The sequence below is a fragment of the Pseudomonas sp. 32A genome, assembly GCF_052682255.1.
The window spans coordinates 4,063,626-4,088,426 of the sequence record NZ_JBQYLY010000001.1 but is presented as its reverse complement, the minus strand read 5'-3'; the positions used below and the strand labels follow the sequence as shown (position 1 = coordinate 4,088,426).

Sequence of the window (24,801 nt, the reverse complement as noted above, 5' to 3'; positions counted from 1 at the left end):
TGGGCAGGCAAAGGAGCAGTATTTTCGATTGGTAAAATTACCCTCAGAGGGTAATTATTGGACTCAGGTGTCTTATGGAAAAGTACACACCTCATTACGATTTGGCGGTGATAAAGGCGGATGTCAGGCGGCTTGGCGCCAAGGCTTTCACACATGCGGCAAAGAAAACCGCAGAGGCGCTCGACCTTGATCTCTCGGAAATGCAGGCCGTTATTTTCGAACTGCAAAACAGGATGTTGTACAAGTCGATGACCACCTACGCGGATCATCGGATCTGGCATGACGTCTACCACATCCATTCACACGGTCTGGAGATTTACATCAAGGTGACTTACTGCTCCGGCAGCAACCCTCCGGTGATCTCCTTCAAAGGGATGAACCTATGAACACCCAACATTGCTTCATCTGCGGTGCCCCCGACGCCATGACGCGTTTTGAGGGTCGCAGCGAAACCATGCGTATAAAAGGTATGGAGCGGCGCATTGATGATCTTTCGGGCTGGGAATGTCAGGTGTGCGAGGACGGCATGTATGACCCCGATAGCTGCGAAAGTCATGCCAATGCCGGTGATGATCTGCTCCACGCCGCCCGAAGAATGATGGGCGCTGAACTGAAGCGTATCCGTCGCAAGCTGCACCTCACGCAAAAAGAAACCGTGGGCTTGCTATCCGGTGGCGGCCACAACGCATTCTCACGTTACGAACGCGGTGAAATAACGCCGCCCAAACCATTGATGGTTCTGATGCGCCTGCTGGATCGTTACCCCCACTTGCTCACCGATGCGAAGGAGCTGGCCGAAGGCGCAGACCTGCGCAACGCCTTCACCTACACCATCAACAACAAAACGCAAGAAGTCCTCAACGCCTCTTAGACAGGCAAAAATAAACCCGGCACCAGGCCGGGTTTATTGTTTCAAGCATTACCCATGGATCAATGCAGAATCTGGCTCAGGAACAGCTTGGTCCGATCATTCTGCGGGTTGTCGAAGAAGTCATTCGGCGCCGCCTGTTCAACGATCTCGCCCTTGTCCATGAAGATCACGCGGTTGGCCACGGTACGCGCAAAGCCCATTTCGTGGGTCACGCAGAGCATGGTCATGCCGTCTTCCGCCAGGCCGATCATGGTGTCCAGCACCTCTTTCACCATCTCTGGATCGAGTGCCGAGGTCGGCTCATCGAACAGCATGATTTTTGGCTTCATGCACAGCGCACGGGCAATCGCCACGCGCTGTTGCTGACCGCCGGAGAGTTGCCCCGGAAACTTGTGGGCCTGCTCCGGAATACGCACGCGCTCAAGGTAGTGCATGGCAATTTCTTCAGCCTTGCGCTTGGGCATCTTGCGCACCCACATCGGTGCCAGGGTGCAGTTCTGCAGGATGGTCAGGTGCGGGAACAGGTTGAAGTGCTGGAACACCATGCCGACTTCCCGGCGGATCGCTTCGATCTGCTTGAGGTCGTTGGTCAGTTCCACACCATCGACCACGATGCGGCCCTGCTGGTGCTCTTCCAGGCGGTTGAGGCAGCGGATGGTGGTGGACTTGCCGGAACCCGACGGGCCGCACAGTACGATACGCTCGCCCTGCTTGACGTTCAGGTTGATGTCTTTCAACACGTGGAACTGGCCGTACCACTTGTTGACGCCCTGCATCTGAATAATGCCTTCAGGGCTCACAGGCTGTTTGATCGCTTCACTCATCACAACACTCCTAACGCTTGTGGCCTGTGTCCAGCTTGTGTTCCAAATGAATGGAATAGCGGGACATACCAAAACAGAAAATCCAGAACACCAGGGCGGCGAACACGTAGCCTTCAGTGGCCATGCCCAACCATTTCGGGTCGGCTGCGGCTTGCTTGACGCTGTTGAGCAGGTCGAACAGGCCGATGATGATCACAAGGCTGGTGTCCTTGAACAACGCGATAAACGTGTTGACGATGCCCGGGATCACCATCTTCAGCGCCTGGGGCAAAATCACCAGGCCCATGCTGCGCCAGTAACCCAGGCCCATTGCGGCAGCGGCTTCGTACTGCCCCTTGGGAATCGCCTGCAAACCGCCGCGCACCACTTCGGCCACGTAGGCCGACTGGAACAGGATCACGCCGATCAACGCCCGCAGCAGTTTGTCGATGCCCATGCCTTCTGGCAGGAACAGCGGCAACATCACCGACGACATGAACAACACGGTGATCAACGGTACGCCGCGCCAGAACTCGATGAAGGTCACGCAGACCACACGAATCGCCGGCATGTTCGAACGCCGACCCAGCGCCAGCACAATGCCCAGCGGCAAGGCCCCGGCAATGCCGACGGTGGCGATCACCAGGGTCAGCATCAAGCCGCCCCATTGGCTCGTGGCCACGTTGGTCATGCCGAAGATCCCGCCGTGCAGCAGGAAGTAGGCAACGATCGGGTACACCACCAAAAAGCTCAGGCCGTAGACCGCCTTGCGCGTGAAGCGCGAGATGAACAACGGCGCCACACCCACGATGGCCAGCCACACGGTCAGGTCGACGCGCCAGCGCAGGTCGCCGGGGTAGTAGCCGTACATGAACTGCCCGAAGCGCTGTTGGATAAACACCCAGCAGGCGCCCTCCTTGGTGCAGTCGGCGCGGGTGGTACCGACCCAGTTTGCATCGAGGATCGCCCAGTGCAGGATCGGCGGCACGACCAGGTAGATCAGGTAGAACGCCAGCAATGTCAGCAGGGTGTTGAGCCAGCTGGAAAACAGGTTGGCGCGCATCCATGCCATCGGCCCGAACACTTTGCTCGGTGGCGGCATATCAGGTTTGAAAGTATGCGTACTCATGCAGGTTTCCTCACCGCTCGATCAGCGCAATGCGCTTGTTGTACCAGTTCATCAGCAGGGAAATGCTGATGCTGATCGCCAGGTACACGCTCATGGTGATGGCAATAACCTCGATGGCCTGGCCGGTCTGGTTGAGCACCGTGCCGGCAAACAGCGAAACCATTTCCGGGTAACCGATACCGGCCGCCAGTGACGAGTTTTTCGCCAGGTTCAGGTATTGGCTGGTCAGCGGCGGAATGATCACGCGCAGGGCTTGCGGGATGATCACCTTGCGCAGGGTCGGACCGTTGCGCAGCCCGAGGGAGCGCGCCGCTTCAGTCTGGCCGTGGCTGACGGACTTGATGCCTGAACGCACGATCTCGGCGATAAACGCCGCGGTGTACACGGTCAAGGCCAGGGTCAGCGCCAGCAACTCGGGAATCAGCACCCAGCCGCCGACGAAGTTGAAGCCTTGCAGCTTGGGCATTTCCCAGTGCAGTGGCGCGCCAAAAACCAGTGCGCACAGTGCCGGGATCACCACCAACAGCGCCAGGCCGGCCCAGATTTTATGGAACGGAACACCGGTGGCTTCAAAGCGTTTGTTGGCCCAACGGGCCATCAACACAATGGCGATGATCGCCACCACCACGCTGATCACAAACGGCCAGAAACCGTCCGCCATCAACGCGGCGGGCATGTTCAGGCCACGGCTGCTGACGAAGAAGGTGTCGCCGAAGTTGTGGCTGTTACGCGGCCCCGGCATCGTCAGGAATACCGCGAAGTACCAGAACAGGATTTGCAGCAGCGGCGGAATGTTGCGGAACACTTCCACATACACGGTGGCCAGCTTGTTGATCATCCAGTTGGGCGACAAGCGCGCCACACCGATGATGAACCCGAGGATGGTCGCCAGGACCACACCGATCACGGTCACCAGCAAGGTATTGAGCAGGCCGATCACAAAGACCCGGGCATAGCTGTCCGATTCGGTGTAGTCGATCAGGTGCTGAGCGATGCCGAAGCCGGCACTGCGCTCAAGAAAGTCGAAACCCGAGGTAATGCCCCGGTGTTGAAGGTTGGTTTGCGTGTTGTTGAACAGGTACCAGCCCAACGAGACCACCGCCACAATCGTGATGATCTGGAATAGCCACGCACGCACTTTTGGATCACTGAAGCTGAGCTTCTGTTTTGGTGCGCCGATTTGATTTTGCATTAAGTGCCCCAGGAATAATGGAACAGAACATCACCCGGCGGTTGGCCCACCGGGTGATAGAACCATCAGCGATCAGCGCACAGGTGGTGCGTATTGAATGCCACCGTTGGTCCACAGTGCGTTCAGGCCACGATCGATTTCCAGAGGCGTGCTCTTGCCGAGGTTTTTCTCGAACACTTCGCCGTAGTTACCCACCTGCTTGACGATCTGTACGACCCAGTCTTTCTTCACTTTCAGGTCTTTGCCGTATTCGCCGTCAGCACCCAGCAGACGGGCAACGTCCGGGTTCTTGGTGGACTTGGCTTCAGCTTCGACGTTTTTGGAGGTGATACCGGCTTCTTCAGCGTTGAGCATGGCGTAGCCAACCCAGCGCACGATGGCCAGCCACTCGTCGTCGCCGTTACGCACGACAGGGCCCAGTGGTTCTTTGGAAATGGTTTCCGGCAGTACCACGTAGTCCTTCGGCGAAGCCAGCTTGCTGCGCTGTGCGTAGAGCTGGGACTTGTCGGAGGTCAGTACGTCGCAACGACCGGATTCCAGCGACTTGGCGCTTTCATCGGAGGTGTCGAACGTGATCGGGGTGTACTTCAGGTTGTTGGCGCGGAAGTAGTCGGAAACGTTCAGCTCAGTGGTGGTACCGGCCTGGATGCAGATGGTTGCACCGTCCAGTTCCTTGGCACTTTTAACGCCCAGCTTGTTGTTCACCAGGAAGCCAACACCGTCGTAGTAGGTGATGAAGCCCGGGAATTTCAGGCCCATGCCGGCATCGCGGGAGCTGGTCATGGTGGTGTTACGCGACAGGATGTCGACTTCGCCAGACTGAAGCGCGGTGAAACGCTCCTTGGCATTCAACTGGCTGAATTTGACCTTGGTTGCGTCGCCGAATACGGCAGCGGCAACAGCACGGCATACGTCAGCGTCGATCCCGAGGATCTTGCCACTGGCGTCCGGCACCGAGAAGCCTGGCAGACCGTCGCTCACGCCACACTGCACAAAGCCTTTCTTCTGCACGGCATCCAGCGTGGCGCCAGCCTGGGCGAAACCACTGACACCCAGTACGGTAGCCGCGGTCACGATGGCCAGGGTGGATTTCAATACCTTCATTCAAACCTCCAGTTTTGCTCTTGTTGTGCCTGCGCTCGAACCCCACCGCACCCTTATGAGGCGACATCGACCCGTGTTGGCTTTTTTTGGGGTCAAACAGCGTGAGGTTTTTGCTTTAAGTCCAGTTGCTATCCCCCGAGCGTCAGTCACTGATAGTGTTACCGCCCGGGGTGAGCCTTGACATCGGGTTTCACATAGCAAGCCCCGTACCAGACTGATGGCTGAGTCGTTTCAGCCCATGGTCAAGAGCAAAAGATTCAACCTTGCGACATTCTCTTAACAGATCAACCCGTCGCGCACCGTTCCGACGCACTCAATCGGAGCGCACGCACATTTATGGAGCAGACATGACCGAACCCTTGATTCTTCAGCCCGCCAAGCCCGCAGACGCCTGCGTAATCTGGTTGCATGGCCTGGGTGCCGATCGCTACGACTTCCTGCCGGTGGCTGAAGCCCTGCAGGAAAAACTCCTGTCGACGCGCTTTGTCCTGCCCCAGGCGCCGACACGCCCGGTGACCATCAATGGCGGCTACGAGATGCCGAGTTGGTACGACATCAAGGCCATGAGCCCGGCGCGCTCGATCAGCGTTGAGGAACTGGAAGCCTCGGCAAAAATGGTCACTGACGTTATCAAGGAACAAAAAAGCAGCGGGATAGACGCCTCGCGGATTTTCCTCGCCGGTTTTTCCCAGGGTGGCGCCGTGGTGTTCCACACCGCGTTCCTGAAATGGCAGGGTGCTTTGGGTGGCGTGATTGCCCTTTCCACCTACGCTCCCACTTTCGGTGACGAACTCGAATTGTCGGCCAGCCAGCAACGAATTCCGGTGCTGTGCCTGCACGGTCAATATGACGACGTGGTGCAGAACGCCATGGGTCGCAGCGCCTATGAGCATTTGAAGTCGCGCGGTGTCACCGCCACATGGCAGGAATACCCAATGGGCCACGAAGTGTTACCCCAGGAGATACACGATATTGGCAACTGGTTGGCCGCCCGCCTGGGCTGAAAACCAGCCATTGTGTAGCCGCATGACCAACGCACTACGCCGCGCCCGATTCTTGCATTACACTGGCCGGCGTACATTCCTTAACCAATTGATGAGATGACCGTGCTCAAAGCACTCAAGAAGATGTTCGGTAAAAGCGAGGCTGAGCAGCTCGCGCCAGGTTCCAGTGCCCCCGCCCACGTTCAAGGCAGCCGCAATGACGGCCAGCAGCCTGGCCGGACCGCACCTGTAGCCTCGCCAAAAAAAGAGCCGGTGACCACACCCGCCACGGTTAACGTCGCTGGAGAGCCAGCCGCCGACCAACCACGCCAGGAGCCACGCCAGGAAAAGCCGCGCCGTGAACGCGCGCCCAAACCTGTGGTTATTCCCTGGAAACTGGAAGACTTCGCCGTCGAACCCCAGGAAGGCAAAACCCGCTTTCATGATTTCAAGCTCGCCCCGGAACTGATGCACGCCATCCAGGACCTGGGTTTCCCATACTGCACGCCGATCCAGGCGCAGGTATTGGGCTTTACCCTCGCCGGCAAAGACGCCATCGGTCGCGCCCAGACCGGTACCGGCAAGACCGCCGCCTTCCTGATCTCGATCATTACGCAGCTGTTGCAGACCCCACCGCCGAAAGAGCGCTACATGGGTGAACCGCGCGCCCTGATCATCGCCCCGACCCGGGAGCTGGTGGTACAGATCGCCAAGGACGCCGCCGACCTGACCAAGTACACCGGCCTCAACGTGATGACGTTTGTCGGCGGCATGGACTTCGACAAGCAGCTCAAGCACCTGGAAGCGCGCCACTGCGACATCCTGGTGGCCACGCCGGGCCGCTTGCTGGACTTCAACCAGCGCGGCGACGTGCACCTGGACATGGTCGAAGTGATGGTGCTGGACGAAGCCGACCGCATGCTCGACATGGGTTTCATCCCGCAAGTGCGTCAGATCATTCGCCAGACCCCGCCGAAAAACGAACGCCAGACCCTGCTGTTCTCCGCGACCTTCACCGAAGACGTGATGAACCTCGCCAAGCAGTGGACCACCGACCCGTCCATCGTCGAGATCGAGGCACTCAACGTTGCCAGCGAGAACGTCGAACAGCACATCTATGCCGTGGCCGGTGCCGACAAATACAAGCTGCTCTACAACCTGGTCAACGACAACGGTTGGGAGCGGGTCATGGTGTTTGCCAACCGCAAGGACGAAGTGCGCCGCATCGAAGAACGCCTGGTGCGTGATGGCGTGAATGCCGCGCAACTGTCCGGCGATGTGCCGCAGCACAAGCGCATCAAGACCCTGGAAGGTTTCCGCGAAGGCAAGATTCGCGTGCTGGTGGCCACCGACGTGGCCGGGCGCGGGATTCACATCGATGGCATCAGCCACGTGATCAACTTCACCCTGCCGGAAGTGCCGGACGACTACGTGCACCGGATTGGCCGTACCGGCCGTGCGGGCGCGGCGGGTGTGTCCATCAGCTTTGCCGGTGAAGACGATTCGTATCAGTTGCCGTCGATCGAAACCTTGCTGGGTCGCAAGATCAGCTGCGAAACGCCGCCGACGCATTTGTTGCGTCCGGTGGAGCGCAAACGCCCTTAGGCTGGAAAGCCTCAGGCCGAATTCCATTCGGCCAGGATGGGTTGGCGAACACGCGAGGCCTCCTGCGAAAAGGTCTCATGGAAAGTGAAGCTGCTGCCCGACATATCGACAAGGCGATGGGCCTGAGGCTGGGGTTGCGGCTGCCCCAGTGGCTGCTGCAAGTTCTCGGCATCGCCCCCGATAGGCGCTGCCGGCTGGCGCTTTCTGATCCGACCGTCGACCGAGCGGTACAGATTGACCACGCGCAAGCCAAAACGCGTCACCCCCCAGGCTTGGCTTGGCAGCGTGATGTCATCGAAGAACCTGTAAGAAGCACCGGCCAGCAACTTGCCAGCGGCCTGCAATCCAGCCCCTGCTTGGGAACTCAATAGACTGAAGCTTCGGCCCCCCGGACCTGCGGCGGCTGCAACCGCCCGGGAAGCGCTCGCCGCCGCTATCCCTGCGCCCCCTAAACTGGCCGCGACCCCCACCGCTGCAAAGGTCAGCGATGCCCAGTTCAGGACGTTGATTTGACTGGAGCGATCCCAGCCCATCTGATTGTCGGCCGCCTCAACGCTCAGTGCGGCAATCCCCAACGTCCCACCTACTGAGGCCGCGCCGGAGGCCAGCAACAGCGCGCTCTTGCCGGCAATGGTCAGTGCAGCGGCTTGAGCGCCGATGGCAGCGAGCAAGCCCGCAGTTGCAAGCCCAGCGGTGACCACCGACATGCCCAGTGCAACACCGGTCAGTGCCCACCGGGCCCATGTTGGAAAACTGAAGAGGCCGCTGGGGTCCGACCAATTCACCGGGTCACCGCCACAATAGGCGTAGCTGTTGATCCCGCCCTCGTCAAAAGGACTGAGGGGATCAGGAGAGAGAAACACCATGAGTTCGGGATCATAGGCACGGCGCCCATTACCCAGGTGATAGAGGTTGACCGGTACATCCAGCCGCTCGCCCTTGTAGGCGGGCAGTTGCAGATGGACCATCGAAGGAGGCGTGCCATCTGCCAAGGCGATCCTGGCGTCACCGTAGGGCGCGTACTGCCGGCGCACCTGCTCCATGCCCGGCGCCACCACGCCGCGGACACTGCCAGCGCCGTCATTGACCAGTAGTTGCTCGCGATTACCGTGATCACGGTAGGCCAGCACCTGGTCGCCGTCGCGCACGTAATGCACCCGCTTACTGCCTTCCACTAGCGTGTCGAGCCGATCCCCGGCATAGGCCAGCATCACGGGGGCTTCGTTGCCTCGCGCAGCAAGCACCTGGCGTGCTTCGCCGTCGTATTGATAGCTGTACCTGAGGCCGTCGACCTGCACACTAGTAAGCTGGTCAAAGCCGTTGTACGCATAGCTGCGGCTGGAGGTGCCCTGTTGTAAATTACCGGAGGCGTCATAGCTCAGGGTCAGGTTTTGCAGCGGGTTAGTGTGGGTTACGCGCGTCAGGCAAGCAGGATCTTGACCCTGGAAAAAGCGCTCGCTACGGTCGCTGCTGCCATCGGTAAATGTCGTCTGCACTTCGGTCATATTATCGAGACCGTCGTAACTGAAACGCTGTTCCTTGATCGCCCGACCCAATTTATCCATCGGGTATTGCGTGCCCTCGCACACATAGGATTTGAGTCGCGAATAACCATCGTAAGTGAACGTCTCGCCCGTGACCACGGCGTCATTCGCATCTTTCAACGTGCGAGTGGCCAGCAGGCCATCGTCGTAATAGGTGCTGGCAATGTTCTGCAGTAGCGCACCGAACTGATCCAGCTTACGTTCTGACTCACGCCCCCATGCGTCATAGGCTACCGAGTCGGTAAGACGCATGAATTGGTAACTGAGGGTTCGCGCCGATGGGCGCCCCAGGCTGTCGTAAGCCTGGATCGTGCCGATAAAACCGGTGGTTGTCTGTTGGAGGCGTCCGAACAGGTCATATTTCAGGTCACTGCGCTGCCCATCCGCCGAGGTATGCCGCAACAGCCGCCCACCCGGTGAGTAGCTGGTCAGGCTAGTCAATGCCTGACTGCCCAGCGTCTGAACTTCCTTGGCGAGATAGCCGTTCTCGTCGTAACTCATCTCATGCTTGAGCCCGGCTGTAAGGGATTGTCGCATCGCGCCACTGATGGGGTCGTACTCAAGGTCTATCGGCGCATGCCCTGCCATCTGGACGCCCGTCAATGTTTCCAGCTCGAGGTCATACCCGTACTCCTGGCGGTCACCGCGCGGCGAAGTCACCGCCACTGGCGCAACCTGGTTGGGCTTGTACTCCCAGGTCGTAGCTGTTGCGTTGCCACGCGCTTGGGAAATGACGCGGCCCAGGCTGTCGTATTCACGCGTGCCAAGCAGCTTGCTGTCTACGGTGAGGGTGCGCACCATTGGCTCGCTGGTGCCAAGCGCATACGTCGTCAACCGCTCACGGGGCGGCGTTCCGTCGGAGGGAGTTTCCAGGCTGCGCACCACACGATCAAAAATGTCATAGGTGTATTCAGTCTTGGTCTTCCTGGCATCGATGCGCTCCGTGCAGCGGCCCAGCCCGTCATAAGTACGGGTTTCCACCACGATGCGCTCACCGCCAACGCTCACGCGCTCAACCCGTGCAGGTTGATTGTGTTCGTTGAACCAGGTTTCCAGTTGCGCGTCACCTTGAACCCCCGTCACCCGGCGGTTGAGGAGCGGGTCATATTCATCGATCAATACCCGACCATCGGGTTGAGTTACCGTCCAGGGGTTGCCCCAGATGTTATAGGCGTGGCTGGTTTTCAATGTACGTGGCCCAGCACCCAGATAATCCAGACGGGTTTGCTTCACGAGCCGCCCGAGTGCGTCGTACGCCCAGGAACCCAGAAGCCTGTCATTGTCCGCGATGCCATCAAGGGATTGCGCAGCAGAGAGCTGGCGCCCCATGCCATCGAAATACGTGAAGAGCACGGTGCCTTGTGCGTCCGTGGTGACCAAATGGGCCATCTTGGCCCCGGCCGAAAAGTGATAGGCATAAGTACGTCGTGCCATCTGGGGCTTGCCTGGCGCGGCGGTTTCCGATGTCAGCCGCCCACTGACATCGTACGTCATCGCCAGGCTGCCGACGGCATCACGTGTCATGTCGAGCAGACGCTGATTGGTCAGTGACCACGTGCGCGCGGACTCGAGCCATTGACCAGGCTCACGCCCCTTCAAGCTCCGGACTTCGGTGATCGAGTCGCCATTGAAGGTGCAGGTGAAAACGGAGACTAGAGAGAGTTTGTCGATCGTCGTCGTGGAGCTTTTCAAGCGACCATGCAGGGCGGGGTTGGCGGCCACAGAATGATAGTTATAAGACGTATGGGTGCCCCCTTCAAGGTTGATGGCAAGCGGCATGACGAAGTAGCCGCCCCCCGTTATCGAGACGTCGGTGTGGGAATGTTCAGTGGTCCGAGCCGCAGTGGTCGATCTGGCCGGGAAAAGCTTTTCCAGCTTCAGGTAACGTTGAAAGAGTCCATGGGGGTCGGCAGGGCATCTTCGGGGCTCGCCGGTCACCGGGTAATAAGTGTATTCGGTGCGTACGCCGGAGGCCTCGGTGCGGCTTAGTTCGTTGCCGAAGTCATCGGTGGTGATACTGACCACTTCCGCCCTTGGGGGTTTGCCACCCTGGGGATACAGCTCAAAGGTCTTGGTGATGCGGCTCGGAAGTTGGAGATTGGCGGGCTGATTTGGAAACTGGATGCCCCGAACTTCATTGTAGACAGTCTCGGTTTTGACCTGGCTGCCATTGGCTAGCATTAATTCCTCAGTCATCAGGTGAAAACGATTATAAGTGGCGCGGGTAGACCGCAGGGGCTTGCCATTATTATCAACGTAAGTTTCTTCCGCCCAATAAGCGTACTCGCTATCCACCCGATACAAATTATCCTGGCCCTGGCGAAACCCGCCATTAAGAGGATATCCCGTGAAGTTACGGTTGGGACTGTAGTTATAGGAGCGGACGACGGAGGGCTGCCCGCGCCCAGGGTTTTGCTCCCAGTGGGTGACGACCGGAATATACAAACGGGCATCGTATTGAAGCCCATTGGTGTTATACCGAATTATCTCCTGCCCCCCCATGGGTGTCATAACCTGCGAAATAGCCACCATTGCGTCAGGCAACCTGAGGTACTGAAACGAATAGGCCTCACTTGCGACTGGCCCGGCCAGGTCATAAGGAACCGTGACCTTGGTCAGTTGGTTGTCGATATGAGTATATTCAAATCGCGTACGGGCATAACGATTACCATCAATTAGTGTATCGGCGGTTACCAGCGATCCGGCGGAATACTTCAGCATCAACAGCTCGGTTTCTTTATCGTCAACAATACTCTGCAATAAGTTATTACCGCCATACCGGAAGCTCAGCCGCTCGCCATTTTCGAACTGGATGGCACTGATCTTATAGGGACCGGGAATGCTGAGGGGACGCAGGATTTCGACAGTGCCATCCTTGTAAATTACGTGCAGCGTATTTTGCGCAACCCGTTTTATGGTGAGGTCCTTCAACTTATGGTCGGTAATAACAGCATTGTCCCCTACGGAGGGCAGCCCTTGGGTTAGATATTGTTCACCGTTGAGTAGCGTAAGCTTGAAGCTGTTCGGGTCAAATTCGGTATTCGACAAGCTCCAGCCTTTACCGTAGCCACTGTTGCGGGTATCCATCATCGAGAACGCCAAGGCAATCTCCCGACTGACCTCTAACGGCCCTTTTGGGCTCAAGACTGCCAAACGAATCAGACACCCATACTGCCCGGTGCGCAGGTCAACCGAACCGCCGAGGTGGGCACTGAAATTAAACGCGTTCGAATAGATGTCCATAGGCCCGCCGGTTCACACTCAGAGAGGGGATTTAATGCCTGGAACGTCAGGGTTTTGAAGTGGCGCGCAGCACCATCACATTGTAATTGTCGGTCTCGGTCAGGTAATAGTGATGCGAGCAGCCATAACTATCGACCATTGTCCAAATACTGGCCCCTTGTTGATCGGTGTTGGGGTTATTCAACCAGGCCTTGACTCGCGCAGCACGCATGATTGTATTGCGTTTGTTCGCAGGAATTAGTTCATTTCCTCCTGAAGATTTTTTCAGCAGGCTATTCATTGTGATGTTTCCAACAGTATTACCCCGTATGACACCGCCGATCTGTCTAATACCACGCCCAATATCCCAAGTGTAGTAAATATCAAAGTGATCCCCCTGAACAGATGGATCATCTAATATTACGGGACAAGTCGGAGGTATATTCTCGACAAATCTCAACCCAAGGGGTGGCGTCCAATAATAAATATCCACATCCACATTCGACACTGAAAAAGCGTTGGTATCAGCCCAATGATCGAGCCGCTCAGGGGACAATGTATAGGGTTCTTGGGATCTTACAGTGACAGATGATTGATAATTAATATTATCTCTCAGCATATTAGTTGTGTACGTTTTATTACCCACCGTAATTCTTGCCATAAACTTCTGACTACCCGCTGATGTCTGATCACACCTCAGGTAACGCTTCACATTTTCTAGCGGACCAATACCGGGTATCGGCTGAATAATAGGGTTCGAATGGACAGCATTCGTGCTAGGCGCCTCAAGTAACCCCGACCACCGCCCCATGTTAAATTCATTCCTTTTTGTATCACAATACCATCCGTCTGGCATTGTCGCTGCTGGGTTTGTGGAATACTCAACCACCGTGGCACTTTCAAGCTCCTTCTCATCAAAGGCTTCCAACTCCCATATACCATCAGCGTTTTTCTTCTCTTTTTGGACAATTATATCGACTTGGCATTGCTGTTTGCCACCCAGATATACTTCACTACTAACTACATTGCCACCGCCAGGGCTAGGGAATTCAATATCAAACGTTTTTAAACGAACATTCGGATCTTCTGCTTTCATTTCCTTCTCCTTATCCAACATAGAGAACAGTTATTATCAACGCCACATCTTGTACCGGCCTGATGCAAGTAAGCGCTTTATAGAAGGGACCGCCTACTGTTAGAAATAACAGTTTTTCCGGAATTTTCAGGTCAAAAGGAAATAGCTATTTCCGGTTTTATCGCCAGGCTGAATATAAATGTGAAAGCGGGCTTGTGGGGGAGCAAGCAAGCCTGCACATTTGGTTTCAGCACTTTAAAATCCAGGAGGAACACATGAATCAGGCCGACTACCTCATCATCGGCGGTGGCATCGCCGGCGCATCCGCCGGCTACTGGCTGTCACACCATGCCCGCGTCATCGTGCTGGAACGCGAGTCGATGCCGGGCTACCACTCCACTGGCCGTTCCGCCGCCTTGTACATCGCCGCCTATGGCACGCCCCAGGTCCGCGCGCTGACGCTGGGCAGCCGCGCCTTCTTCGATCAGCCGCCCGCAGGCTTTGCCGAACACCCCTTACTCACGCCACGGGGCGAATTGCTGGTGGACTTGATTGGCGACCCCGATGAGTTGCAGCGCCAATACCTGAGCGCCAAGGCGCTGGTGCCGGAAACGCGCCGGCTCGACATCGAGGAGTCGATGGCCATCATGCCGATCCTGCGTAGGGAAAAAGTCCACGGCGGAATCTACGACCCCACCGTCTGCGATATTGATACCGATGCGCTCTATCAGGGCTACTTGCGCGGCATTCGGCGCAATGGCGGAGAAATCCACACCGACAGTGAGGTGCAGAAACTGACCCGTGACGCTCAAGGACTCTGGCAGGTGCGCACGGCCCAACAGCACTTCAGCGCCCCAGTGATCCTCAACGCCGCCGGCGCCTGGGCCGACCACATCGGCGAGTTGGCCGGTGCACTGAAAATCGGCCTGCAGCCCAAACGTCGCAGTGCGTTCGTCTTCGCCCCGCCTGCCGAACTGAACATCCATGCATGGCCGGAGTTGGCCGCCCTCGACGGCTCGTTCTATATGAAACCCGACGCCGGCATGTTCCTCGGCTCACCGGCCAATGCCGACCCGGTGGAGCCCCACGATGTGCAACCGGAAGAGCTGGACATCGCCACGGGCATCTATCATATCGAGGAAGCCACCACCCTGAGCATCCGCCGGCCTGCGCGGACCTGGGCCGGGCTGCGCAGTTTCGTCAGCGATGGTGATCTGGTCTGCGGGTTCGATCCACAGGTGGAGGGATTGTTCTGGATTGCGGCTCAGGGCGGCTACGGAATCCAGACCTCTCCGGCGATGGGCCAGGCCAGTGCGGCGCTGGTGCGCGGGAAGCCGTTGCCGGATGCATTGGCGGAGTTCGGGTTGACCGAAGCGATGCTGTCGCCCCACCGTCTGCAAGCCTCGACCTGACCCCCGTGGCGAGGGAGCTTGCTGTGGCGAGGGAGCTTGCTCCCGCTGGAGTGCGCAGCGCTCCCACTTGTTTTTGGGGCCGCTTCGCAGCCCAGCGGGAGCAAGCTCCCTCGCCACAGCTAGCTCCCTCCCCACAGCTAGCTCCCTCGCCACACGTTATTTCCAGCGGTCAGCGGCTGCATGATCGCTGTCGCGCCCTTCCACCCAGCGCGGCCCTTCGCTGGTGTTTTCCTTCTTCCAGAACGGCGCGCGCGTCTTCAGGTAGTCCATCACAAAGGCGCAGGCATCGAACGCCGCCTGACGATGGGCACTGGCCGCCGCCACGAACACGATCGGTTCACCCGGCTCCAGGGCGCCAATGCGGTGCAACACTTCCAGCTTGAGCAGCGGCCAGCGTTGCTCGGCCTCCACGACGATTTTGCCGAGGGCCTTTTCAGTCATGCCCGGGTAGTGTTCGAGGAACATCCCCGCCACCTCCAGGCCATCGTTGAAGTCGCGCACATAGCCGACAAAACTCACCACCGCGCCTACGCCCACATTGGCCGCATGCATCGCATTGACCTCGGCGCCGGGATCAAACGCCTCGGCCTGCACCCGAATCGCCATGGTCAGCCTCCGGTCACGGGCGGGAAGAATGCCACTTCGTCGCCAGCCTGCAGCGGCTCTTCAAGGTCGCACAGTTCCTGGTTACGAGCGCACATCAGACTGGCCTCATTGAGCACCGCGAATTCCGGGTCACCGGCCAATGCCTGGCGTACAGCGTCGACCGTCGCGAAGTCGCCTTCCATCTCCAGGGAGTCCAGGCCAATCGCTTCGCTGTAGCGCGCAAAAAACAGTACGTTGATGCTCATGCCTGGTCCGCCTTGAAATGCCCGCTTTTGCCGCCGAGTTTTTCCAGCAGCCGAATGTTCTCGATGGTCATGCCACGGTCCACGGCCTTGCACATGTCGTAGATCGTCAGGGCGGCAACACTGGCCGCGGTCAGCGCTTCCATCTCCACGCCCGTCTGGCCGGAGAGTTTGCAGCGGGCGACGATGTGCACCGCGTCCAGGCCATCGGCGCTGAGCTCGACCTTGACCCCGGTGAGCATCAACGGGTGGCACAGGGGAATGAGATCACTGGTTTTTTTCGCGGCCTGGATCCCGGCGATACGGGCCACGGCAAACACGTCGCCCTTGGGGTGGGCGCCGTCGACAATCATTTTCAGGGTTTCGGGCAACATGCGCACCCGCGCTTCGGCCACGGCTTCACGGAACGTCACGGCTTTTTCAGTGACGTCGACCATGTGGGCGCGACCTTGGGAATCGAGATGAGTCAGCACAGGGATACTCCTGATCAGGAGCCCCGATTGTAAACCCAACACCGACCAAATGTGGGAGCGGGCTTGCTCGCGAAGGCGGTATGTCAGCCAATAAATGCATCGACTGAACCACCGCTTTCGCGAGCAAGCCCGCTCCCACATGGGTTGATGGGTTACAGGTGAGATTCGGCGTATTCGGCCAGAATCGAACGAGGGACACCTTGCAAGGCGATGTGCACGCCGTTCGGGAAGTCCTTGAAGCGTTCCGTCAGGTAAGTCAGCCCGGAGCTGGTCGCGGACAGGTAAGGGGTGTCGATCTGTGCCAGGTTACCCAGGCACACCACTTTGGAACCGGCGCCAGCACGGGTGATGATGGTTTTCATCTGGTGCGGCGTCAGGTTCTGGCATTCATCGATCAAAATCAGGCTCTGCTGGAAGCTGCGACCTCGAATGTAGTTGAGGGATTTGAACTGCAACGGCACTTTGCTGAGGATGTAGTCGACGCTGCCATGGGTGTTTTCGTCATCCATGTGCAAGGCTTCGAGGTTGTCGGTGATCGCCCCCAGCCACGGCTCCATTTTTTCCGCTTCGGTGCCGGGCAGGAAACCGATTTCCTGGTCCAGGCCCTGCACGCTGCGGGTGGCGATGATGCGGCGATAGCGCTTGGTAACCATGGTCTGTTCGATGGCGGCCGCCAGGGCGAGGATGGTTTTCCCCGAACCTGCAGCGCCGGTCAGGTTGACCAGGTGGATGTCCGGATCAAGCAAGGCATACAGCGCCAGGCTCTGGTAGATATCACGCGGTTTCAGGCCCCAGGCTTCCTGGTGCAACAGGGGTTCCTGATGCAGGTCGAGGATCAGCAGCTTGTCGACCTGGATCTCTTTGATCCAGCCCACAAAACCCTGTTCGTCGATGATGAATTCGTTGATGTGCACAGCCGGCAGGTTGTCGATCAGCTGTACCTGGTGCCAGGTGCGGCCATGGTCCTGACGGGTTTCGACCTTGCTGACGCGATCCCAGAACGAGCCGGTCATGGTGTGATAACCACGAGACAGCATCGACACGTCGTCGACCAGTTGGTCGGTACTGTAGTCCTCGGCAGCGATCCCACACGCTCGTGCCTTGAGGCGCATATTGATGTCTTTGGTCACCAGCACCAGGCGCAGGTCCTTGTCGCGTGCGTGCAGGTCGATCAATTGGTTGATGATTTTGTTGTCGTTCAGATTTTCCGGCAGCAGGCTGTTGGGCTCGCTGCGCTTGTTCATCAGAATCGACAGCAAGCCCTTGGGCCCGCCTTTGCCACGCTGGATCGGTACGCCCACCTCGACATCGTCGGGGGAGGCTTCGCCGAGGGTCTTGTCGATCAGGCGGATGGCCTGGCGGCATTCGGCGGCAACGCTGTGGTGCCCGCTTTTGAGTTTGTCGAGCTCCTCAAGCACGATCATTGGGATGGCGACGTGGTGTTCTTCGAAGTTGAGCAGTGCGTTTGGATCGTGAATCAGTACATTGGTATCAAGCACATAAAGGATTGGCTGGTCGGAAGAAGGGTTACGTCCATGATCATCCATACTCGGTCACCTTTGTGGGAGCCAGTCGACGCAATACCACGACAGTGCTGCGCCTCGATTCGACCGTCGAACGCACTTGAGGGGCGTCAAGTGCGGTGCACACAAGAGGTGTCTTGGAAGACGCCACCTGTGTTGCAGGTTTCGGCTGTCTGTCTTCGTAATACCGCAAAACACATGACAGGAAAAAGCACTTTGACGTTTTTTTGAAGTTTATTTTTCAGGATGACGAATAGCACTAGGCGAGCCGGCATTGCACCGTTAAAGTCGGAAGTCCGCCTGTATCGAAATATCTCCCAAATTCCCCCCTGAAAAACCTCAGCCCCAACAGGGCCGGGCTTTTCGTGCTTTTTTTCAGCGAAACGCTTCGCGGCAATCCTGCCAGCCGAGTCCACTTTCTGCCGTGGCGTGTAAAAGCCAGGGTAATGCGATACGCGCCTTGTCCTGGGTGTCGTGGAATACGATCACCCCGCGCCGCCACAACAGCATCAGCGTGAGCACGCGGTTGGCCGACTCATCAGCCTTGAGCTTGCCGGGTTCGTCTTCCGAGTCGATGTCCCACAACGCCACTTGCAGCCCTTGTGCCTGGAAGAAGCCTTGGCTATCGGAGCGGCGCTGGCCGTAGGGTGGGCGGAACAGTGGCAGGTAGTTTTCCGGCATCAGGTTTTGGGCCAGGGAAGCGCTGCGGGTGATGGACGACTGCCAGTCGACCCAGTGGCTATGGGAGCGGTATTGCCAGCCCTGGGTGCCGACGCACTGGCCTTGGTACAGCGCCTGCACATCGGTGGCCGAGCTTTTCTCGACGCGGGTTTGCAGGCTGTTGCCGAGCACGAAGAAGAGGCCGTGCATTTTCTGTTTGCGCAGGTAGTCGGTGAGCCAGTCGGTGTTGCCGCTGACGGGGGACGGGCCGCTGTCAAAGGTCAGCAGGAACATCCGGTCGTTGAGTTCGTCGCCGTTGCGTTCGTGATCGCCGAAGCGCGCGATTTCGCTGCTGATCTGGGGGAACAGGGCGGCCTTGCGCAACTGTTCATCCAGGTAGCGCTCGTGGAATGCTCGGCTGGGGCCGGCCCAGCCTATATAGAAGGAGTCGTCGCTGACTTCGAACTTGGTGGCTTGTTCGCGCAGGTCGTCCATGTTTTCCACCAGGTAGCAGAAGGAGGCGTCCTGTTCGCAGCTTTGTTGGGCGAAGGTGTAGTTTTCCAACAGGCGTTGCCACAGTTGGCGGCGCAGGTCGTCGATGGCGGCCAGGTTGATGATCTTCAGGCCCAGGCGCTGCTTGAGGGCGGGCTCGTCGAGGGCTTCGCTGGCCAGCAGGGTGTGGGCGAACATCAGGATTTCTGCGCGTGAGGCGACGTCGAACAGGGCGGGGTTGCTAAGGCGTTCGGGCCAGGTGCCGCGGTCCAGGGTCGCGACATCCACGGGGGCGGCTTGGGCGCCCAGGCAGATGAGCCAGGCTGACAGTAAAAGCGCAATTCGCACGAAGGGTCTCCCTTTCCAGAGTCGTCGGGCACTATAGCCGATCACATTGGATTGGTTGGTGTGCATATCCGTTGCTGCGGTAACGGTTGCTGACGGTTCCGCTCTTACAGCGGCTCACTTTTGAAGAGCGCAAAAGTAAGCAAAACGCTCTTGCCCCACCACTCGGCACCTCGCTTAGGCTCGGTGTGCCCTCACTCCGGCTTTGGACCGTGGGCCGCCGTCATGGGCCATCCCTGGCCCAGGACGGCTAACCTGGCGTCCTGCCAGGTTACCCACGCTCCAAAGCCTGCGTTCGGCCAGCGTGGTTTAACGGGGCGCCTAAGATCAAGATCAAAAGCAGATCAAAAGCACAGCGGCCTCCCGGCCGGCTTGAGTGTTGAAGAGCAAAAGCCAAATCAAAATCTAAAGCGGGCACGGTCCAAATGTGGGAGCTGGCTTGCCTGCGATGCAGACAACTCGGTACATCAGGTACACCCAGTTGATGCCATCGCAGGCAAGCCAGCTCCCACAGAAAAGCAGCTTTGCTTTTGCTTTGGTCTTTGCTTTTGCTTTTGCTTTTAACACTCAAGCCGGCCGGGAGGCCGCTGTGCTTTTGATCTGCTTTTGATTTTGATCTGACTGCCCCATTCAGCCCGAGGCCGAACGCAGGCAGTGCGGAGCGGGTAAACCGGCAGGACGCCGGTTTAGCCGCGCCGGGCCATGGATGGCCCGTCGCGGCGGCCCGCGGAGCAATGCCGGAGTGAGGGAACACCGAGCCCTAGCGAGGTGCCGACAGGCGGGGCAGAGCCCTTTGCTTACTTTGGGGCTTTTCCAAAGTGAGCCGCTGTAAGAGCGGAACCATAAGCCGCCGTGACCTAAATAACGGATATACACACAAACCCCCAGCCATCTATCACCTTCATAGGTGGAGTCAAACCGCCCTACCCCCTAGAATCCCCCCACGATTAAAGGAGACGACTTCATGCTGACGGTGATTTCCCCCGCCAAAACCCTCGATTTCGAGTCAAAGCCGGTCACCCCGCGCTTCACCCAACCGCAATACCTCGACCACTCCCAGGAGCTGATCGAACAACTGCGCGAACTGAGCCCGGCGCAAATCAGCGAACTGATGCACGTCTCCGACAAAATCGGCGGCCTCAACGCCGCACGCTTCGGCAGCTGGACCCCAGCCTTCACCCCCGCCAACGCCAAGCAAGCCCTGCTGGCCTTCAAGGGCGATGTCTACACCGGCCTCAACGCCGAAACCTTCAAGGACGCCGATTTCACCTACGCCCAGGATCACCTGCGCATGCTCTCCGGCCTCTACGGCCTGCTGCGCCCACTGGACCTGATGATGCCGTACCGCCTCGAGATGGGCACCAAACTGCCCAACGCCCGTGGCAAGGACCTGTACGCGTTCTGGGGCACCCGCATCAGCGAGTGGCTCAACGAAGCCCTGGCCGAACAAGGCGATGATGTGCTGCTCAACCTGGCCTCCAACGAGTACTTTTCAGCAGTCAAACGCCCGGCACTGAACGCGCGGATCATCAACACCGAGTTCAAGGACCTGAAAAACGGTCAGTACAAGATCATCAGCTTCTACGCGAAAAAGGCCCGGGGCATGATGAGCCGGTTTGTGATTGAAGAACGCATCAACGATCCGGCCAGGCTCAAGGAGTTTGACGTGCAGGGTTATCGCTTCAATGCGGAGCAGTCAAAGCCGGATAACCTGGTGTTCCTGCGGGATCACGCCCCGGAATAACCTGACAACGAAGATCCAAATGTGGGAGCGGGCTTGCTCGCGAAAGCGGTGGTTCAGTCAATGCCTTTGTTGCCTGACACGCCGCTTTCGCGAGCAAGCCCGCTCCCACATATTGTTTGCATTCCAACCCCGAACTCGTCATTTATTTGGCGTCAAAAATAATTCTTCAGACTCCCTAACATTTATTTCACTCGACATTCGTCAATTTTTTTCGTAGTGGCACGGCTTTTTTCAAAGCGTAGTGGCACAAAACTATTTACCCCTCGCAACTCCCCGCAACTACTGGCCTAAATAGCAAGTGCTATCACAATAGTACTAGTGCCATCTTTCCTAATATTTCAAGAAATTTCCGGAAACAGGATGAGTGGACCGGAACTATGTCCTAAAGCACCGCTCATACCACCGGTAACGATTATCTCTGAAGATGTAAGAGATGACTTACGTGGCGACCAACGGAAGTAGCAAAGTTGTCATACAGCTTTGACTCAATGGTCAATTCATCAACTGATTAGTTGAAGGCGGACGAAAAGTTTTCACTATTTTCTCCGACAAGGCCAAGGCTGAGCTCACCTGTATGGGTCAGTGAAACAACCCAAGCCGTTGATACATAAGGGCTCTAAGCCCATGTCAACGCCTTGCGGCACTGGCGCCAGGCCCTTCCCCAGGAAGGCTGGCTGCATTTCAGGGCAAGCCCCAACAATAAGGCCAAGTTGCGCACAACTTGAGTGCATTAGTTAGTCACTCGACTTTTAGTATGCCTGCACTGGATATATCGACGTTTACTCGTCGCACTTTCCAGTGCCTGAGTGACGCTTCAAAACATGAACTCCGGCCATCTAGTGGCACGATTAACAATGAGGTAAATGCGATGCGCATCAGCATATTTGGTTTGGGTTACGTCGGCGCGGTATGTGCCGGTTGCCTGTCTGCACGGGGCCATGAGGTCGTTGGCGTAGACATCTCCAAGGAAAAGATCGACCTGATCAACGCGGGTAAATCCCCCATCGTTGAACCGGGTCTGGGCGAACTGTTGAGCCAAGGCATTCAAACCGGCCGACTGCGCGGCACTACCAATTTCGCCGACGCTATCCGTGATACCGACCTGTCGATGATTTGCGTCGGCACGCCGAGCAAGAAAAACGGCGACCTGGAACTCAACTACATCGAATCGGTATGCCGCGAGATCGGGTTTGTCCTGCGTGACAAGACCACTCGTCACACCATCGTGGTCCGCAGCACTGTGCTGCCAGGCACCGTGGCGAACGTGGTGATCCCGATTCTCGAAGACTGCTCCGGCAAGAAAGCCGGCGTCGACTTCGGCGTCGCGGTCAACCCTGAGTTCCTGCGTGAAAGCACCGCCATCGCCGACTACGATCTGCCGCCAATGACCGTCATCGGCGAATTCGACACCGCTTCCGGCGATGTCCTGCAGTCGCTGTACGAAGAACTCGACGCGCCGATCATCCGCAAGGACATCGCCGTCGCCGAGATGATCAAGTACACGTGCAACGTCTGGCATGCGACCAAAGTGACCTTCGCCAACGAGATCGGCAACATCGCCAAGGCGGTAGGTGTCGACGGTCGCGAAGTGATGGAAGTGGTCTGCCAGGACAAGACCCTCAACCTGTCCCAGTACTACATGCGCCCAGGCTTTGCCTTCGGCGGCTCCTGCCTGCCCAAGGACGTGCGTGCCCTGACGTACCGCGCCGGCTCCCTCGACGTGGATGCGCCGCTGCTCAACTCGCTGATGCGCAGCAACGAATCACAGGTGCAAAACGCCTTCGACATCGTCTCCAGCCATGACAAACGCAAAGTCGCCCTGCTGGGCCTGAGCTTCAAGGCCGGCACCGATGACCTGCGCGAAAGCCCGCTGGTGGAACTGGCAGAGATGCTGATCGGCAAGGGTTTCGACCTGAGCATCTACGACAGCAACGTCGAATACGCTCGCGTACACGGCGCCAACAAGGACTACATCGAAGGCAAGATTCCTCACGTGTCGTCCTTGCTCAACTCGGACTTCGACGAAGTGATCAACAACTCCGACGTGATCATCCTGGGCAACCGCGATGAGAAGTTCCGTGCCCTGGCGCATAACGCACCCCACGGCAAGCAAGTGGTCGACCTGGTGGGCTTCATGTCCAAGGCCACCAGCGTGAGCGGTCGTACCGAAGGCATTTGCTGGTAACAGCAACGGCAAGCTTCAAGCGGCAAGCGTCCTGATCCCCGGCGCTTGTCGCTTGAAGCCTCCTTCACTTGCGGATGACGCCTATGTCCAAGTTAAAACACGTACTCCTCCAATCCGCCGGCTGGCTGTTTTTCCTGAGCCTGCTGATGGGACTCGCCCTGCTGTTGCCGGCGAGTACGTTCGACTCCGAGTCGAAGAATTTTATTTTCCTGATTGGTGCCGTCGGTATCTGGCGCTACTCGATGGGTGCTACGCATTTCTTTCGCGGCATGCTGTTCCTGTACGTGGTCTACCCGCACCTGCGGCGCAAAGTGCGCAAGCTGGGCAAAGCGGCAGACCCGTCCCACGTATTCCTGATGGTCACCAGTTTCAGGATCGACGCGCTGACCACAGCCCAGGTCTACAGCTCGGTGATCCGCGAGGCCATCGAATGTGGCTTCCCCACCACCGTGGTCTGCTCCCTGGTGGAAATGTCCGATGAGCTGCTGGTCAAGAGCCTGTGGGCCAGGATGAACCCGCCTGACCACGTCAAGCTGGACTTCGTGCGTATCGCCGGTACCGGCAAGCGTGACGGCCTGGCCTTCGGTTTTCGCGCCATCTCCCGCCACCTGCCGGACGACCGCGCCGTAGTGGCCGTGATCGATGGCGACACCGTGCTCGCCGAGGGCGTCGTGCGCAAGACCGTGCCGTGGTTCCAGCTGTTCGGCAATGTCGGCGGCCTGACCACCAACGAGTTCTGCGAAGTGCGCGGCGGCTACATCATGAGCGAGTGGCACAAGCTGCGCTTCGCCCAGCGCCACATCAACATGTGCTCCATGGCCCTGTCCAAGCGCGTGCTGACCATGACCGGTCGCATGTCGGTGTTCCGCGCCAACGTGGTCACCGACCCGGGCTTTATCGCCGACGTGGAAAGCGACTCGCTGCAACACTGGCGCCTGGGCCGCTTCAAGTTTTTGACCGGTGACGACAAGTCCAGCTGGTTCAGCCTGATGCGCCTGGGCTACGACACCTTCTACGTACCGGATGCCGCAATCCACACCGTGGAACACCCGCCGGAAAAGAGCTTTATCAAGGCCAGCCGCAAACTGATGTTCCGCTGGTACGGCAACAACCTGCGCCAGAACTCACGTGCCCTGGGCCTGGGGATGCGTCGCCTCGGCCTGTTCACCAGCATCGTGCTGTTCGACCAGCGCGTGTCGATGTGGACCTCCCTGCTGGGGCTGACCGTGGCAATCATCGCCACCTTCAAATACGGCGGCGCATTCATCCTCGCCTACCTGCTGTGGATCGGCATCACCCGCCTGATTCTGACCCTGCTGCTGTCGTGCTCCGGCCACAAGATCGGCCCGGCTTACCCGGTGATTCTCTATTACAACCAGATCATGGGCGCGCTGGTGAAGATCTACGTGTTCTTCCGCCTTGATCAACAGTCCTGGACCCGCCAGGACACCAAACTGACCCGCGATTTGGCCAGCTTTCAACGTTGGTTCAACACCTGGTCGTCTCGGACCATGACCTTCTCCGCCGGCAGCATTTTCGTTGCCGTGTTGCTGATGATGGTTTGACCCTGCCAAGCCTGAATTAACTAGGA

19 protein-coding genes are annotated in these 24,801 nt (G+C 58.1%); 8 read left to right on the top strand and 11 right to left on the bottom strand.

The features are described from left to right. Positions 1-74 precede the first annotated feature (74 nt). Positions 75-386, top strand: coding sequence for a type II toxin-antitoxin system MqsR family toxin (locus tag ACUN0G_RS18745; protein WP_445573991.1), 312 nt, complete (start codon positions 75-77; stop codon positions 384-386). Continuing rightward, positions 383-871 carry a type II toxin-antitoxin system MqsA family antitoxin gene (locus ACUN0G_RS18740; RefSeq protein ID WP_445573990.1) on the top strand — a complete coding sequence of 163 codons (489 nt, stop codon included), beginning with the start codon at positions 383-385 and terminating at the stop codon, positions 869-871. Before ACUN0G_RS18745 ends, ACUN0G_RS18740 begins: the two co-directional genes overlap by 4 nt. A 59-nt stretch (positions 872-930) precedes the next feature. Here the strand turns inward: ACUN0G_RS18740 and ACUN0G_RS18735 are convergent, their stop codons facing one another. From ACUN0G_RS18735 to ACUN0G_RS18720, 4 genes are all read right to left on the bottom strand, one after another. Beyond that, the gene (locus ACUN0G_RS18735) at positions 931-1,695 is read right to left on the bottom strand and encodes an amino acid ABC transporter ATP-binding protein (protein ID WP_003171943.1); all 765 of its coding nucleotides are present in this window, start codon (positions 1,693-1,695) and stop codon (positions 931-933) included. A 10-nt stretch (positions 1,696-1,705) separates the two neighbouring features. Beyond that, positions 1,706-2,803, bottom strand: coding sequence for an amino acid ABC transporter permease (locus ACUN0G_RS18730; protein WP_177040790.1), 1,098 nt, complete (start codon positions 2,801-2,803; stop codon positions 1,706-1,708). A gap of 10 nt (positions 2,804-2,813) precedes the next feature. Further along, positions 2,814-3,995: an amino acid ABC transporter permease gene (locus tag ACUN0G_RS18725; RefSeq protein ID WP_445573989.1), complete on the bottom strand. Its 1,182-nt coding sequence runs from the start codon at positions 3,993-3,995 to the stop codon at positions 2,814-2,816. 72 nt (positions 3,996-4,067) lie between these two features. Next, a complete protein-coding gene (locus tag ACUN0G_RS18720) occupies positions 4,068-5,099 on the bottom strand; it encodes an amino acid ABC transporter substrate-binding protein (RefSeq protein WP_003216321.1) in 1,032 nt (343 codons plus the stop codon). A gap of 347 nt (positions 5,100-5,446) precedes the next feature. On the opposite strand from ACUN0G_RS18720, the gene ACUN0G_RS18715 reads away from it, so the two are divergent. Together ACUN0G_RS18715 and rhlB are read left to right on the top strand one after the other, a co-directional pair. Further along, entirely contained in the window at positions 5,447-6,103 is a 657-nt protein-coding gene (locus ACUN0G_RS18715) for an alpha/beta hydrolase (RefSeq protein WP_445573988.1), read from the top strand. A gap of 96 nt (positions 6,104-6,199) precedes the next feature. Beyond that, positions 6,200-7,687 carry an ATP-dependent RNA helicase RhlB gene (gene rhlB / locus ACUN0G_RS18710; RefSeq protein WP_445573987.1) on the top strand — a complete coding sequence of 496 codons (1,488 nt, stop codon included), beginning with the start codon at positions 6,200-6,202 and terminating at the stop codon, positions 7,685-7,687. A gap of 11 nt (positions 7,688-7,698) precedes the next feature. Here rhlB and ACUN0G_RS18705 read toward each other — a convergent pair whose 3' ends face one another. Next, entirely contained in the window at positions 7,699-12,474 is a 4,776-nt protein-coding gene (locus ACUN0G_RS18705; RefSeq protein ID WP_445573986.1) for an RHS repeat domain-containing protein, read from the bottom strand. Positions 12,475-12,520: 46 nt separating this feature from the next. Then, on the bottom strand, positions 12,521-13,549 hold the full coding sequence (locus ACUN0G_RS18700) for a hypothetical protein (RefSeq protein ID WP_445573985.1): 1,029 nt from the start codon (positions 13,547-13,549) through the stop codon (positions 12,521-12,523). Positions 13,550-13,803: 254 nt separating this feature from the next. Here ACUN0G_RS18700 and ACUN0G_RS18695 point away from each other — a divergent pair, with 254 nt between their 5' ends. Further along, positions 13,804-14,940 (top strand): NAD(P)/FAD-dependent oxidoreductase, encoded by a 1,137-nt coding sequence (locus ACUN0G_RS18695; protein ID WP_445573984.1) that lies wholly within the window; start codon positions 13,804-13,806, stop codon positions 14,938-14,940. 156 nt (positions 14,941-15,096) lie between these two features. On the opposite strand, the gene moaE is transcribed toward ACUN0G_RS18695, so the two are convergent. The 5 genes from moaE to ACUN0G_RS18670 all read right to left on the bottom strand — a co-directional run bounded on the left by moaE (position 15,097) and on the right by ACUN0G_RS18670 (position 19,284). Next, positions 15,097-15,546, bottom strand: a complete 450-nt coding sequence (gene moaE, locus ACUN0G_RS18690; protein WP_445573983.1) for a molybdopterin synthase catalytic subunit MoaE — start codon at positions 15,544-15,546, stop codon at positions 15,097-15,099. Positions 15,547-15,548: 2 nt separating this feature from the next. Next, entirely contained in the window at positions 15,549-15,791 is a 243-nt protein-coding gene (gene moaD / locus ACUN0G_RS18685; protein WP_003216306.1) for a molybdopterin converting factor subunit 1, read from the bottom strand. Beyond that, entirely contained in the window at positions 15,788-16,261 is a 474-nt protein-coding gene (gene moaC, locus ACUN0G_RS18680) for a cyclic pyranopterin monophosphate synthase MoaC (RefSeq protein ID WP_010170404.1), read from the bottom strand. The genes moaD and moaC overlap by 4 nt, the downstream gene beginning before the upstream one ends. Before the next feature lie 152 nt (positions 16,262-16,413). After that, positions 16,414-17,808, bottom strand: a complete 1,395-nt coding sequence (locus ACUN0G_RS18675) for a PhoH family protein (RefSeq protein ID WP_008435664.1) — start codon at positions 17,806-17,808, stop codon at positions 16,414-16,416. A 351-nt stretch (positions 17,809-18,159) separates the two neighbouring features. Then, positions 18,160-19,284: a polysaccharide deacetylase family protein gene (locus ACUN0G_RS18670; RefSeq protein WP_421524222.1), complete on the bottom strand. Its 1,125-nt coding sequence runs from the start codon at positions 19,282-19,284 to the stop codon at positions 18,160-18,162. A gap of 961 nt (positions 19,285-20,245) precedes the next feature. Here ACUN0G_RS18670 and yaaA point away from each other — a divergent pair. From yaaA to alg8, 3 genes are all read left to right on the top strand, one after another. After that, positions 20,246-21,025: a peroxide stress protein YaaA gene (gene yaaA, locus ACUN0G_RS18665; protein WP_017477648.1), complete on the top strand. Its 780-nt coding sequence runs from the start codon at positions 20,246-20,248 to the stop codon at positions 21,023-21,025. 868 nt (positions 21,026-21,893) lie between these two features. Continuing rightward, positions 21,894-23,210 carry a nucleotide sugar dehydrogenase gene (locus tag ACUN0G_RS18660; protein ID WP_445573982.1) on the top strand — a complete coding sequence of 439 codons (1,317 nt, stop codon included), beginning with the start codon at positions 21,894-21,896 and terminating at the stop codon, positions 23,208-23,210. An 83-nt stretch (positions 23,211-23,293) separates the two neighbouring features. Beyond that, positions 23,294-24,775 (top strand): mannuronan synthase, encoded by a 1,482-nt coding sequence (alg8, locus tag ACUN0G_RS18655; RefSeq protein WP_017477650.1) that lies wholly within the window; start codon positions 23,294-23,296, stop codon positions 24,773-24,775. The last annotated feature ends 26 nt before the right edge of the window (positions 24,776-24,801 follow it).